General features: G+C 73.9%; 13 protein-coding genes. 6 read left to right on the plus strand and 7 right to left on the minus strand.

Annotated elements, in window-relative coordinates; translation table 11 throughout:
- Positions 1-94 precede the first annotated feature (94 nt).
- From ABT092_RS11485 to ABT092_RS11505, 5 genes are all read right to left on the minus strand, one after another.
- Positions 95-757 (minus strand): response regulator transcription factor, encoded by a 663-nt coding sequence (locus tag ABT092_RS11485; RefSeq protein ID WP_351242401.1) that lies wholly within the window; start codon positions 755-757, stop codon positions 95-97.
- Complete coding sequence (locus tag ABT092_RS11490; RefSeq protein ID WP_351242403.1) at positions 754-2,268, minus strand: sensor histidine kinase; 1,515 nt, start codon at positions 2,266-2,268, stop codon at positions 754-756. The genes ABT092_RS11485 and ABT092_RS11490 overlap by 4 nt, the downstream gene beginning before the upstream one ends.
- Positions 2,225-2,578 (minus strand): small secreted hydrophilic protein, encoded by a 354-nt coding sequence (locus ABT092_RS11495; protein WP_351242405.1) that lies wholly within the window; start codon positions 2,576-2,578, stop codon positions 2,225-2,227. Before ABT092_RS11495 ends, ABT092_RS11490 begins: the two co-directional genes overlap by 44 nt.
- A 119-nt stretch (positions 2,579-2,697) precedes the next feature.
- Complete coding sequence (locus ABT092_RS11500) at positions 2,698-2,979, minus strand: Lrp/AsnC family transcriptional regulator (protein WP_351242407.1); 282 nt, start codon at positions 2,977-2,979, stop codon at positions 2,698-2,700.
- Entirely contained in the window at positions 2,976-3,770 is a 795-nt protein-coding gene (locus tag ABT092_RS11505) for a rhomboid family intramembrane serine protease (RefSeq protein ID WP_351242409.1), read from the minus strand. Before ABT092_RS11505 ends, ABT092_RS11500 begins: the two co-directional genes overlap by 4 nt.
- Before the next feature lie 182 nt (positions 3,771-3,952).
- On the opposite strand from ABT092_RS11505, the gene ABT092_RS11510 reads away from it, so the two are divergent.
- From ABT092_RS11510 to ABT092_RS11535, 6 genes are all read left to right on the plus strand, one after another.
- Positions 3,953-4,192 (plus strand): hypothetical protein, encoded by a 240-nt coding sequence (locus tag ABT092_RS11510; protein WP_351242411.1) that lies wholly within the window; start codon positions 3,953-3,955, stop codon positions 4,190-4,192.
- A 42-nt stretch (positions 4,193-4,234) separates the two neighbouring features.
- The gene (locus ABT092_RS11515; RefSeq protein WP_351242413.1) at positions 4,235-5,584 is read left to right on the plus strand and encodes an NYN domain-containing protein; all 1,350 of its coding nucleotides are present in this window, start codon (positions 4,235-4,237) and stop codon (positions 5,582-5,584) included.
- Between the two features lie 303 nt (positions 5,585-5,887).
- Entirely contained in the window at positions 5,888-6,985 is a 1,098-nt protein-coding gene (locus ABT092_RS11520) for a C40 family peptidase (protein WP_351242415.1), read from the plus strand.
- Positions 6,986-7,271: 286 nt separating this feature from the next.
- Positions 7,272-8,303: a C40 family peptidase gene (locus tag ABT092_RS11525; protein ID WP_351242417.1), complete on the plus strand. Its 1,032-nt coding sequence runs from the start codon at positions 7,272-7,274 to the stop codon at positions 8,301-8,303.
- A gap of 21 nt (positions 8,304-8,324) precedes the next feature.
- The gene (locus tag ABT092_RS11530; RefSeq protein WP_351242419.1) at positions 8,325-9,524 is read left to right on the plus strand and encodes a hypothetical protein; all 1,200 of its coding nucleotides are present in this window, start codon (positions 8,325-8,327) and stop codon (positions 9,522-9,524) included.
- Positions 9,525-9,600: 76 nt separating this feature from the next.
- On the plus strand, positions 9,601-10,743 hold the full coding sequence (locus ABT092_RS11535) for a glycosyltransferase family 4 protein (protein ID WP_351242421.1): 1,143 nt from the start codon (positions 9,601-9,603) through the stop codon (positions 10,741-10,743).
- A gap of 43 nt (positions 10,744-10,786) precedes the next feature.
- Here the strand turns inward: ABT092_RS11535 and ABT092_RS11540 are convergent, their stop codons facing one another.
- Entirely contained in the window at positions 10,787-11,533 is a 747-nt protein-coding gene (locus ABT092_RS11540; RefSeq protein ID WP_351242423.1) for an ABC transporter permease, read from the minus strand.
- Complete coding sequence (locus ABT092_RS11545; RefSeq protein ID WP_351242425.1) at positions 11,530-12,267, minus strand: ABC transporter ATP-binding protein; 738 nt, start codon at positions 12,265-12,267, stop codon at positions 11,530-11,532. Before ABT092_RS11545 ends, ABT092_RS11540 begins: the two co-directional genes overlap by 4 nt.
- Positions 12,268-12,322: the final 55 nt, after the last annotated feature.

Genomic DNA, 12,322 nt, shown 5'->3' on the forward strand with positions numbered 1-12,322 from the left:
CGGCGGGCGAAGACGCCTGCACGGGGCCACCGGAGTGCGCGGGCGCGCACCGTGGGTGACCCCGTGCGGGGTGGGGGACAGCGGAGTCCTGCGGCTACTCGGGCAGCCGGTAGCCCATGCCGCGGACGGTCTCCACCCGGTCCGCGCCCAGCTTCTTGCGCAGCGCCCGGACGTACACGTCCACGATGTTGGAGCCGGGGTCGAAGTCGTACCCCCACACGTGGGACAGGATCTGTTCCCGGGACAGGACCTGTCCGGGGTGGCGCAGGAACAGTTCGAGCAGGACGAACTCGCGGGCGGTCAGGTCGACCGTGCGCTGTCCGGAGCGGGCCCGGCGGGTGCGCAGGTCGAGGCTGAGCTCCCCGTTGCGCAGCACCGTCACCTCGGGGGCCCGGGCGGCGGTGCGCATCCGGAGCCGGACCCGGGCGAGCAGTTCCTCGAAGCGGAACGGCTTGGTCATCCAGTCGTCGGCGCCGCCTTCGAGTCCGGCGACGGTGTCCCGCACCGAGTCCCGGGCGGTGAGCACGATCACGGGGACCGAGACGCGGGCCTCGCGCAGCTGCCGCAGGACGGTGAAGCCGTCCTTCCCGGGCAGCCCTATGTCGAGCACGATGAGGTCGAAGCCGCCGGTGACGGCGTACTCGTAGGCGGCCTCGCCGTCGCCGACGACGGTGGTGGCGAAGCCGTTGGCGCGCAGTCCCTTCTCCACGAAGGAGGCGATGCGTTCCTCGTCCTCCACGATGAGTATCCGGTTCACGGCACGGCCTCCTCAGCGGGCTCCTCGCCGGCGGTCAGCAGGATGGTTTCGGCATCCAGGTCGAAGACGAGCACGAAGGTGGCGCCGCCGCCCTCGGTGGTCCGCAGTTCGACCCGTCCCCCGTGGCCTTCGGCGATGGCCCTGACGATCGCGAGGCCGAGCCCCGCTCCGGTGGCCCGGGCACCGCGGCGGGCGGTGCCCCGTCGGAACCGCTCGAAGATGACCTGGGCGTCCTGGGGTTGGACGCCGGGACCGCCGTCCGCCACGTACAGCTCGACCCGCCCCTCCTCGATCCGGGAGCCGATGGTGACCTGCTGGCCGGTGACGGTGTGCTGCACCGCGTTCTGGGCGAGCTGCACCATGGCCTGGGTGATGCGTTGGGCGTCGAGCCGGACCTCGGCGTCGGCGATCGAACCGAGCAGCCAGGTCCGTTCGCCGAGCGCCCGGGCCTTGACGAACACGTCGGCGGTCAGCTCGCCGAGCTGGACCGGTTCGGGGGCGACGAAGTCGGGCCGTTCGGCCTTGGCGAGCAGCAGCAGGTCCTCCACGATCCGGCTCATCCGCTCCAGTTCCTCCAGGACGATCCGGACGGTCTCCTCGCGTTCGGCGGGGTCGTCGCCCATCAGCTCCAGATGACCCCGGACGATGGTGATGGGGGTGCGCAGTTCGTGACCGGCGTCGTCGACGAACTCGCGCTGGGCGGCGAAGGCGCGCTCCAACCGGTCGAGCATGGCGTTGAACGTCTCGGCGAGCGCGGCGATGTCGTCGCGGCCCTGCACCGGGATGCGCCTGGTCAGGTCCTGTTCGGTGAGTTGGGCGGCGGTGGTGCGGATCAGCCGCACCGGCCGCAGGATGCGTCCGGCGACGGCCCAGCCGATGCCGGTGGTCATCAGCAGTGCCACCCCGGAGATGGCGAGCAGCATGGTGAAGACGTCGTCGGCCTTCTTCTGCTCGCCGCCGGGGTGGAAGGCCACCACGAAGGCGGCCCGCGGCATCCGGGAGTCCGCCTCGATGTCCACCCGCGCCCAGCGCACCTCGCCCCGGGAGCGGTGCAGGGTGCCCAGCGAATCCTCGGACTCGAATATCTCGGTGAACGCCCCTTCGTCCTTGGCCAACGGGTTCTTCACCCGGGGCTCCCGGGGTTGGACCATTTTGCGGGGACGGTCCCCGGGTTTCTCGGTCAGTCCCAGCAACTCCTCGTCGGGGTCGGCGTACTGGCGCTCCAGGAACAGCCTCAGCAGTGCCTGTGGGTCGGTGAAGCGCTGGCCGGTCCGCGGGTCGACGCCCTGTCGGGCGAGGTTCGCGAACTCGGCGGTCTCTTGGACGAGCAGTCCGCGGATGCGGTCGTCGGCCTCCTTCAGGAGCACCGAACGGGTGGCGAAGGCCACGGCGCCGAGCGCCACCGCCATCACCAGCAGGAGCCAGAGCAGGATGCGCAGCCGGGCGGACACCCAGCGTCGCACCGGATCAGCCGTCGTCACCGGCGTCGTCGCCGCCCGGGCCGTCGTCATCGTCGTCTCCGCTGGGGGAAGGGCTGGGGGAGGCGCTCGCCGAGGGGCTCGGGGAAGCGCCGTCGTCGGAGTCGTCGGAACCGTTCTTCCCGGACCGCGAGGGGGTGGGAGTCCGGTCCACGGGAGCCGGCGAGACCGTCTCGTCCTTGGGGGGGCTGTTCGGCGAGGCGGGTGAGCCGCTCTCCAACTCCACCTTCGTCGGCACCTTGCGGTCGTCCTGCGTGTCGGTCAGGGCGTAACTCGTCACCGCGATCCCCAGGGGGATCGCGACGACCGCGGCGAGCGCCGCTATGCGATGTGTGAAGACCATGGCACTGATCGTGGCGAACCGAACCGCGCCGCTGGATGAGTCGAAGATGAAGACTTCTTCACCTCGGCCCGGTGGATCCCGGAGGCTGGGGAGCGGTCGGCGGGCGCGCGGGACGGGTCCTAGGAGTCCAGTCCGATGGCGAACGCGGCTTCGAGGTCGTGCTGGGAGTAGGTGCGGAACGCCACGTGGGTGTCGGTGGCCTCGACGCCGGGGATCTTGCTGATCCGGCCGGGGATGATCTCGGCGAGGTCCTCGTGCGCCCGGACCCGGACCATGGCGACCAGGTCGTAGGTGCCGGTCACCGAGAAGACCTCGCTGACCCCGTCCAGCCCCGCGACGGCCTCGGCGATCTCGGGGATCCGGTCCACGCTGGTCTTGATGAGCACGATCGCGGTGATCACGGTCTGTCGTCTCCCTCGGGGGCCGCGGCTGGTGGTGTCACTGTAGCCGGGGGTGCGATCGGGGCGTTTCGGATGCCGGACCGGTCCCGGCCGACCCGGGCGCGGGCCGCCCAGCAGCACAGCACCCCGAGCCCGAAGCCGATCAGGTGCGCCAGGTGGGCCACGCCGCTCCCGCCGCCGCCCCGACCGACCGCGAGCCACTGGAGGCCCGCCCAGAACGGCAGCACCACCCAGGCCGGCAGTCGCAGCGGCAGGAAGAACAGGAACGGGAACAGACTGGTCACCCGTGCCCCGGGGAAGAGGTACAGGAAGGCCCCGAGCACCGCCGAGATCGCTCCCGAGGCCCCCACCAGGGGCACTGCCGAGTCGGCGTGCGCCACCGCGTACCCCACGAGTGCCAGGGCTCCGCACCCCCCGTACAGCGCGAGGTAGCGCGGTGAACCCAGGCGCTTCTCGGCCATCACCCCGAAGACCTGGAGGAACAGCATGTTGCCGAGCAGGTGGAGCCAGCCGCCGTGCACGAACAGGGCGGTGACCGGGGTCGGCAGCGCGGGGGCCCGTCCGGCCAGCAGTTCGGCGGGGACCACGCCCCAACGCGCGAAGAGGTCCCGCTGGGCGAGCGCGAGGGCGTCCCCGGCGCCGTGCAGCGCACCGATCCCGGAGGCGGGGGAGCCGACGAAGAGCGCCGTGCACGCCGCGATCAGCGCGTACGTGACCGGTGCCGCCGAGACCGCAGCCACTAGGGGCGCGGTCCGTCGCGGTCGCTCCGTGGCGTCCGGGGAGCCGATCATGAGCAGATCATGGCGGAACAGGACCGAAACCGGACGGTTGCCCCGCCGTTGCCGGGGGCCGAGCGGTGGCACCCGTCCAGGTCGTAGGGTTACGGCGACACGGGCTCAGGCGACGGGCGCACCATGGAAGTGATCGGGTCCGCCGCCGAGGCCCCGGCACCCGACGGAAAGTGACGCTCACGATGACGGTACCCCTGCCGACCGACACCACCCGGTGGCGCTGCACGCTCTGCGGCAACCTCACCCGGTTCGACGTGACCCGTTCGTCGAAGGTGGTGGAGTACGTCCACCTCGACCTGGCCGGGCAGCCGAAGGTGGAGGAGCGCGAGGTCGTCAGTGAGACCATCGAGTCCGTGCGTTGCCGGTGGTGCAACGCGCTCGACAACGTGGAACTCGTGGACAGGCCGGGCGCCGACTCCTGACGGAGCCGGCCCCGCACAGCTAGCGGCTAGTGGGGTGGACGGATGACGGAGAGCGGAGGCGGTGTGCCGGACGACGGCACGGCCGAGGTGCTCGACCGGCCGCTGCCCGAAGGCGTGCGCCGCCGGGTCGTCCAGATCGTCTCGGACGGCTTCGGCGGGCTCACCCCGGCCGAGCTGCCGAGCGCGCTGCGCCAGTACGTCCGCTTCACCCCCAGCCGTCGTGCCAAGTTCGCGGGCAACGCGATGGCCGCGGCGGTCGAGGGCGACGCGCTGTTCCGCCAACGCATCGCGGAGTTCCTCCGCCGGGCCCAGCCCGAGCTGGCCGAAGCCCTCGACTCGGGGGCCCCGCCACCCGCCGCCGACCCCCTCGACGTGGCCGCCGCGGCCTACGTCCTGCGCCCGGTGGGCTGGGTCAAGCTGGTGGCCGCCGCCGGTGAGGAGGCCCAGCGGGCGGACGCCGAGCGGGCCGACGAGGAGACCCGCGCCGAACTCGACCGGCTGCGCGACCAACTCGCCGAGGCCCGGCAGCAGGTCCGCACCGAGACGGAACGGCTGCGCGGCGAGCTCGACACCGTCCGCCGCGAGGCCGAGTCCGCCCAGCGCAAGCTGCGCAGCGCCCTGAGCGACGTCAAGCGCGGTCAGGCCGAGCTGCGCAAGGTGCACGCCGAGATCGACCACGTCCGCGCCGAGGGGCAGAGCCAGCTCACCGCGGCCGAGAGCGAGACCCGCCGCCTGAAGTCCCGGCTCGGCGAGACCGAAGCCGCCCTGGAGGCCAGCCGACGGGCCGCGCGCGAGGGCCGCAGCGTGGAGGACATGCGGCTGCGGCTGCTCCTGGACACGCTCCTCGAATCCGCCCAGGGACTGCGCCGCGAACTCGCCCTGCCGCCGGTGTCGGTGCGGCCGGCCGACACCGTCGACGCGGTGGAGCCGGGGCGGATGACGCCCAAGGACATCGCGGCGCGGGCCCTGTCCGAGCACGATCCGGCGATCCTGGACCAACTGCTCGGGCTGCCCCAGGCCCATCTGGTCGTCGACGGCTACAACGTCACCAAGACCGGCTATCCGCAGATGCCCTTGGAGAAGCAGCGGCTGCGGCTGCTCGGCCAGCTCTCCCAACTCGCGGCCCAGACCGGTGCCGAGGTCACCTGCGTCTTCGACGGCGCCGAACTCGTCGCACCGGTGCTGCTCGCCCCGCCGCGCGGGGTGCGGGTGCTGTTCTCCAAGCCCGGGGTGACCGCGGACGAGCTGATCCGTCAGCTGGTGCGCGCCGAGCCGCCGGGCCGTCCGGTCATCGTCGCCTCCACGGACCGCGAGGTGGCCGACGGAGTCGCCCGGGCGGGGGCGCGCCCGGTTGCCTCGGTGATGCTCCTCAAGCGGCTGTCGCGAGGGTAACGGCCCGTCCGTCCGCCCCATCGGCCCGTTCCGTCGGATTCGCTCGGTTCATGGCTCTTGGTGGCATTCATCATGTTTTCTTGCGACGTAACGTCAGCTCCGGATCACCGCTTGTGAGTTGTGTGTAAAGAATGTCGCCGTGGGGCGAGTTTTTTCCGGTGAGGATTTGAACTGATCACAAGAGGGTCACTAAGGTCGGGCGTCGAACCTCCGCTCGGGTGATCGCTCAACGGGAGCGACGGTGGAGGGGCACCGCCCGCCGGCGAATCGGTAGGCGGCTGAGGCAAGAAGGAGACCGCCCCCGTGGCGTCCCACCGTCGACCGAAGCAGCCCAGCCGCGCCCGCGTGACCGTGCTCACCGCGACCGCCGCGGCGGCCGTCGCGCTCACCTCCCAGACCGCCCAGGCCGCGCCCAGCGCGAAGCCCACCAAGGACGAGGTCAAGTCCAAGGTGGACAAGCTCTACCAGGACGCGGAGAAGGCCACCGAGAAGTACAACGGGGCCAAGGAGAAGCAGGGCAAGCTGGAGAAGGAGATCGGCACCCTCCAGGACAAGGTCGCCCGGGGCCAGGACGAGGTCAACGAACTCCGCGCCGGTCTCGGTTCGCTCGCCAGCGCCCAGTACCGCAGCGGCGGCATCGACCCCTCCCTCCAGCTCTTCCTCTCCGCCGACCCGGACAGCTACCTCGACAAGGCGTCCACGCTGGAGCAGCTCAGCGGCAAGCAGGTCGAGGCGCTGCGCACCATCCAGGAGAAGCAGCGCTCCCTCGCCCAGCAGCGGCAGGAGGCCGGCGACAAGCTCAAGGACCTCGCCGACACCCGCAGCGAACTCGGGAAGAAGAAGGGCGAGGTCCAGGGCAAGCTGGCCCAGGCCCAGAAGCTCCTCAACTCCCTCACCGCCGCGGAGAAGGCGGCCCTGGAGGAGGAGGAGAAGCGCGCCAGCCGCGCCAGCGAGCGCACCGCCCTGAAGGCGCAGGAGGAGCCCGCGCCGAAGAAGAGCGCCGGCACCGAGGCAAAGAGCGGTGGCTCCGCCGCCGCCGCCAAGCCGGTGTCGGGCCGGGCCACCTCCGCCTACGCGGCCGGCCAGAGCAAGATCGGCAGCCCGTACGTCTACGGCGCCAGCGGCCCCAGCTCCTTCGACTGCTCCGGCTTCACCTCCTGGTCCTTCGCCCAGGCCAACCAGACCATCCCGCGCACCTCGCAGGCCCAGGCGCAGATCGGCACCCGGATCAACTCGCAGAGCGACCTCCAGGTCGGCGACCTGGTGTTCTTCTACTCTGACCTGCACCACGTCGGCTTCTACGCCGGCAACGGCCAGATCCTGCACTCCCCGCGCACCGGTGCCGTGGTGCGCTACGAGTCGATCAACAACATGCCGTACATGTTCGGCGTCCGCGTCTGACGCGGCCCACCGCCGCACCGAACACCCGCTGCCGCCCGCGCGCCCCACCGGCCCGCGGGCGGCCGTGCGTTGACGCCCCGCCGCCCGAACCCTCCGATCGGGCGAAATCCATGATCCTCCGCTGACCCCCGCCACCCCGCTGACCTGCACCGGCGGGCCACGGTCACGCTCCGTGCGCGAGCCGCTCGTTGGTCGTGACCGGGACGCCCCGCTACTGTCGGCGCGCGATTCCCCCGCCCGAAGGGGGGACGTCCGACCGCCGACCAGCAGAGGAGGGCGGCCACCCGTGGGCTCCCACCGTCGCCCAGCGGACTCCGGCCCCGACCGGTCCACCCGCCTCACCGTCCTGTCCGCCGCCGCGGTCACCGCGGCGGCGGCGCTCGTCACCACCCCCGCCGGCGCCGCGCCCCGCGACAACCCCGCCGACACCCGCACCGAGGTCGCCCGACTGCTGGCCCAAGCCGAACGGGCCACCGAGGAGTACAACGCGGCCGACGAACGCACCGACCGGCTGCGGGCCACCGCCACCGCGGCCCGCGACCGGGTCGCCCGCGGCCAGGAACGCATCAACACCCTCCGCGGGGCGCTCGGCGCCCTCGCCGGCGCCCAGTACCGCTCCGGGACCATCGCCCCGGGTTGGGAACTGATGCTCTCCGCCGACCCCGACTCCTACCTGGAACGGGCCGCCCTCCTCGACCGCCTCGGCAGCCAGCAGACCGCCGAACTGCGACGACTCCACCAGGCACAGCGCACCCTGGCCCAGGAGCGCGCCGAGGCCGTGCGCGCCCTGGCCGAACTGGAGCGCAGCAGGGCGGAGGTGGCCCGCCGCAAGCACACCGTCGAACGGAAGCTCCGGGAGGCCCGCCGACTGCTCAACTCGCTGACCCGCGCCGAACGCGCCGAGCACGCCCGGGCCTCCCGCTCGGCACGCACCGACCTCCAGCCGTCGCCCGCCGGGGCGGACGCCTCCTCCCCCCGGGCCGCCGCGGCCCTCGCCGCCGCCCGCTCCGCCCTCGGCCGCCCCTACGTGTGGGGCGCCAACGGCCCCGCCGGCTTCGACTGCTCCGGCCTGATGCAGTGGTCCTACGCCCAGGCCGGGGTCTCCCTGCCGCGCACCTCGCAGGCCCAGCGGTTCGCCGGCCGCCGGGTCCCGCTCTCCGGGGCCCGCCCCGGCGACCTGGTCACCTACCGCAGCGACGCCAGCCACATCGGCATGTACGTGGGCGGCGGCCAGGTCATCCACGCCCCCTACCCCGGTGCCGCGGTCCGCTACGACCCGGTCGGGATGATGCCGGTCTCCGCGGTCACCCGGGTCTGACCCGCCCCGTACCCTCGGGGCATGGCGGAAGGACCACCGGGCGTGCGGCGCCGCGGCGTGCTGCGCGCCACCGGGCTCGCGCTGCTCGCCGCGCCCCTCGGCTGCGCCGCCCGCGCCCCGGCCGCCCTCGACGCCGCCGGGGCGCAGCGGTTGCTCGACCAGCGCGCCCGGGAACTGCTCGCCCCGGCCCGGGGCGCGCGTCCCGCCGACCCGCTCTCCGCCCGGCTCGCCCGGGTGCCGCTCCGTTCCTGGACCTACCGGGTGACCTCGGTCAGCACCGACGCCACCGGGGAGCGCGCCACGGTCCGCGCCGACCTCGACCACCGGATAGCCGGCCACGACCCGGCACCCGTCACCACCGCCCGCAGCCTCGCCCTGCGCCGCGGCCCCGACCGCTGGCACGTCACCGCGGAGCGCCCGGCCCCCGGGGCCCGCCCCGGACTGTGGGACCACGGCCCGGTCGACGTCGTGCACGGCACCCGCACCCTGGTCCTCGGCACGGCCCGGGGCGAGGAGCACCGCACCGAGCTGACCCGGCTCGCCGCGCTCGCCGACCGGGCGGTGGAGGAGGTCGGCACGGCCTGGGGCGGGGACTGGAGGCGCCGGCTGCTGGTGGTGGTGCCCGGCTCCCCGGAGGCGATGGCGGCGCTGCTCGGGGAACCCGCCGCCGGCTACCGGGGGATCGCCGCGGTCACCACCGGCCGCCGCGGGCCCGGTCCCGCCGACCGGATCGTCGTCAACCCCGAGGCGTACCGGGAGCTGAGCGCGTTCGGCCGCCGGATCGTCCTCACCCACGAGGCCACCCACGTGGCGACCCGCGCCCACACCTCGGCACGGACGCCGATGTGGCTCTCCGAGGGGTACGCGGACTGGGCGGCCCACCGGGCCGAACCCGCCGGCCCCGCCCTGCGGCGGCGGGCGCCCGCCCTGGCCCGGGCGGTGCGGGCGGCACGCGTGCCCGAGCGGCTGCCCACCGACGCCGACTTCGGGTTCGGCAACGACCCCGAGCGGCTCGCCCGCGCCTACGAGGGCGCCTGGCTCGCCTGCCGCCTGGTCGCCGACCACTGGGGCCGGCCCCGGTTGAACGCCCTGTACCGCGCCGTCGACGCCGCCCGGCCCGGCGCGGGGGCCGTCGAGGCGGTGCTGGACGAGGTGCTCGGGGTGACGACCGCGGAGCTCACCGCCCGGTGGCGGGCCCGGCTCCTGCGCGACCTGGGCTGAGACCGGGCGGCCGACCCGGGCCGAGGCCGGTGGCCGGAGCACCTGCGCACGGCCGGGTCCAGTACTGTCGGCCTCGATGCGAAAGACCCTGATCGTCACGAACGACTTCCCGCCCCGCCCCGGTGGCATCCAGGCGTTCCTGCACAACATGGCCCTGCGGCTGGACCCCGACCGGATCGTCGTCTACGCCTCCACCTGGAAGCGCGGGCGCGAGGGGGCCGAAGCCACCGCGGCCTTCGACGCGGAGCAGCCCTTCACCGTCGTCCGCGACCGCACCACCATGCTGCTGCCCACCCCCCGGGTCACCCGCCGGGCCGCCCGGCTGCTGCGCGAGCACGACTGCGCCTCGGTGTGGTTCGGCGCCGCCGCCCCGCTCGGCCTGATGGCGCCCGCGCTGCGCGCCGCCGGCGCCCGGCGTCTGGTCGCCACCACCCACGGCCACGAGGCGGGCTGGGCGCAACTGCCCGCCGCCCGGCAACTGCTGCGCCGGATCGGCGAGTCCACTGACACCCTCACCTACCTCGGCGAGTACACCCGTTCCCGGATCGCCGGCGCCCTCACCCCCGCCGCGTCCGGCCGGATGGTCCAACTCCCGCCCGGGGTCGACGAGAAGACCTTCCACCCCGACTCGGGCGGCGACCTGGTGCGGGAGCGGCTGGGCCTGGCCGACCGCCCGGTGGTGGTCTGCGTCTCCCGGCTGGTGCCCCGCAAGGGCCAGGACACCTTGATCGAGGCGATGCCCCGGGTGCTGGCCGCCGTCCCGGACGTGGTGCTGCTGGTGGTCGGTGGCGGGCCCTACGAGCCGGACCTGCGCCGCCTCGCCACCACCACCGGGGTGGCCGACTCGGTGCGCTTCACCGGCGCGGTGCCCTGGTCCGAACTGCCCGCCCACTACGGCGCCGGCGACGTGTTCGCGATGCCCTGCCGCACCCGTCGCGGCGGCCTGGACGTCGAAGGGCTCGGGATCGTCTACCTGGAGGCGTCGGCCACCGGGCTCCCCGTGATCGCCGGGGACTCCGGCGGCGCCCCGGACGCCGTGCTGGACGGCGAGACCGGCTGGGTGGTGCCGGGCGGACGGCCCGAGGAGACCGCCGACCGGATCGTGGCCCTGCTCGACGACCCGGAGCTGCGCCGGCGGATGGGGGAGCGCGGCCGGGCCTGGGTCGAGGAGCGCTGGCGTTGGGACCTGCTCGCCGAGCGGCTGCGGGAACTGCTCTGACCGGCACCGGTCGTCGGGCCGGTCGGGCCCGACGACCGGCCGGTCAGCGCACGTCCCGGTGGCGCAGCGCCAGATGCCCGGCGAGGAGCGCGGCGAGCGCCCACAGGGCCAGGATTCCGGTGCCCTGCCAGGGCCCGTAGGCGCGGGGGACGAACGGGTCCTCGGGCACCCCGGCCATGTGCATGATGAACGAACCCGCCGCGTCCGGGAGGAACTGCGTCACCGTCCGGACCCGGGGCACATTGCCGAGTCCCTGCGAACCCAGCAGCAACAAGGGCACCAGCAGCCCCAATGCCCGGCCCGGGGTCCGCACCACGGTGGCCACCCCGAACGCGAACAGCCCGATGAGCACCAGGTAGAGCCAGGCCCCCACGGCCGCCCGATACGTATGGGGATCGCCCCACCCGACGCCCTGCGGCCCCAGCGCCCACTGGCCCGCCACGAACGCCACCACCACGGTGACCAGCGAGACCACCGCCAGCACCGCCGTCACCGCCGCCACCTTGGCCGCGTGGAACCGGCCGCGGTCGGGGACCGCGAGCAGTGCGGTGCGCACCGTGCCCGTCGCGTACTCGCCGCCGATGACGAGCACCCCGAACACCACCAGTGCCACCTGGGCCAGGGTCAGTCCGTAGTAGCTGGCGAAGATCGGGTCGAAGGGGGTCTGCCCCCGCAGGGCGCGTCCGAAGACCACCGCACCCGCCCCGCCGACCGCCACCGTGGCGAGCAGGCTCGACGGGACCGCCCGCACGGTGCGCATCTTCGTCAGTTCGGCACGGAACGCACTCATCGCCGCGCCTCCGGTCCGCCCCGGTACTCCACCGCACCGGCCGTCAGCTCCAGCACGGCCTCCTCCAGCGAACCCCCGCCGCCGCGGGCGACCACCTCCTCGACCGGGCCGTCGGCCAGCAGCCGCCCCCGCCCGATGACCAGCAGGTGGTCCGCGGTCAGCTCCATCTCGGTGAGCAGATGGCTGGAGACCAGGACCGTGCGGCCCTCGGCGGCCAGGCCCCGGAGCAGCCCCCGCAACCAGCGGACGCCCTGCGGGTCCAGGCCGTTGACCGGCTCGTCCAGGACCAGCACCGGGGGATCGCCGAGCAGGGCGCCGGCGAGCCCCAAGCGCTGCGCCATCCCCAGGGAGAACCCGCCGGTGCGCCGGTGCCCCGCGTCGGCCAGCCCGACCAGGTCCAACACCTCGTCCACCCGGCGGGCCGGGATGTCGTTGCTGTGCGCCTGCCACAACAGGTGGTGCCGCGCCCGCCGTCCGCCGTGCAGGGCGGCGGCGTCCAACAGGGCCCCGATCCGGTGCAGCGGCCGGGACAGCTCCCGGTAGGGCCGTCCGTCGATCAGGGCCCGCCCCGAGGTGGGCCGGTCCAGGCCCAACAGCATCCGCAAGGTGGTGGACTTGCCCGCCCCGTTGGGGCCCACGAAACCGGTCACCCGACCCGGGGCGACGGTGAAGGACAGGTCGTCGACCGCGACCCGGGGCCCGTACCTCTTGGAGAGGTTCCGTACGTCGATCATGGCATCGACGCTAGGGGCCGGCCCCGCCCCGGCACCGTCGCCGGAAGTGGGCGGG

Source organism: Streptomyces sp. NPDC002490 (assembly GCF_040296045.1).
Classification (GTDB): Bacteria; Actinomycetota; Actinomycetes; order Streptomycetales; family Streptomycetaceae; genus Streptomyces.

Coding starts and splice junctions, on each gene's coding strand:
- ABT092_RS11540 (WP_351242423.1), bottom strand. CDS start 11,533: ATGAGTGCGTTCCGTGCCGAACTGACGAAGATGCGCACCGTGCGGGCG.
- ABT092_RS11530 (WP_351242419.1), top strand. CDS start 8,325: ATGGCGGAAGGACCACCGGGCGTGCGGCGCCGCGGCGTGCTGCGCGCC.
- ABT092_RS11510 (WP_351242411.1), top strand. CDS start 3,953: ATGACGGTACCCCTGCCGACCGACACCACCCGGTGGCGCTGCACGCTC.
- ABT092_RS11505 (WP_351242409.1), bottom strand. CDS start 3,770: ATGATCGGCTCCCCGGACGCCACGGAGCGACCGCGACGGACCGCGCCC.
- ABT092_RS11490 (WP_351242403.1), bottom strand. CDS start 2,268: ATGACGACGGCCCGGGCGGCGACGACGCCGGTGACGACGGCTGATCCG.
- ABT092_RS11535 (WP_351242421.1), top strand. CDS start 9,601: ATGCGAAAGACCCTGATCGTCACGAACGACTTCCCGCCCCGCCCCGGT.
- ABT092_RS11515 (WP_351242413.1), top strand. CDS start 4,235: ATGACGGAGAGCGGAGGCGGTGTGCCGGACGACGGCACGGCCGAGGTG.
- ABT092_RS11495 (WP_351242405.1), bottom strand. CDS start 2,578: ATGGTCTTCACACATCGCATAGCGGCGCTCGCCGCGGTCGTCGCGATC.
- ABT092_RS11545 (WP_351242425.1), bottom strand. CDS start 12,267: ATGATCGACGTACGGAACCTCTCCAAGAGGTACGGGCCCCGGGTCGCG.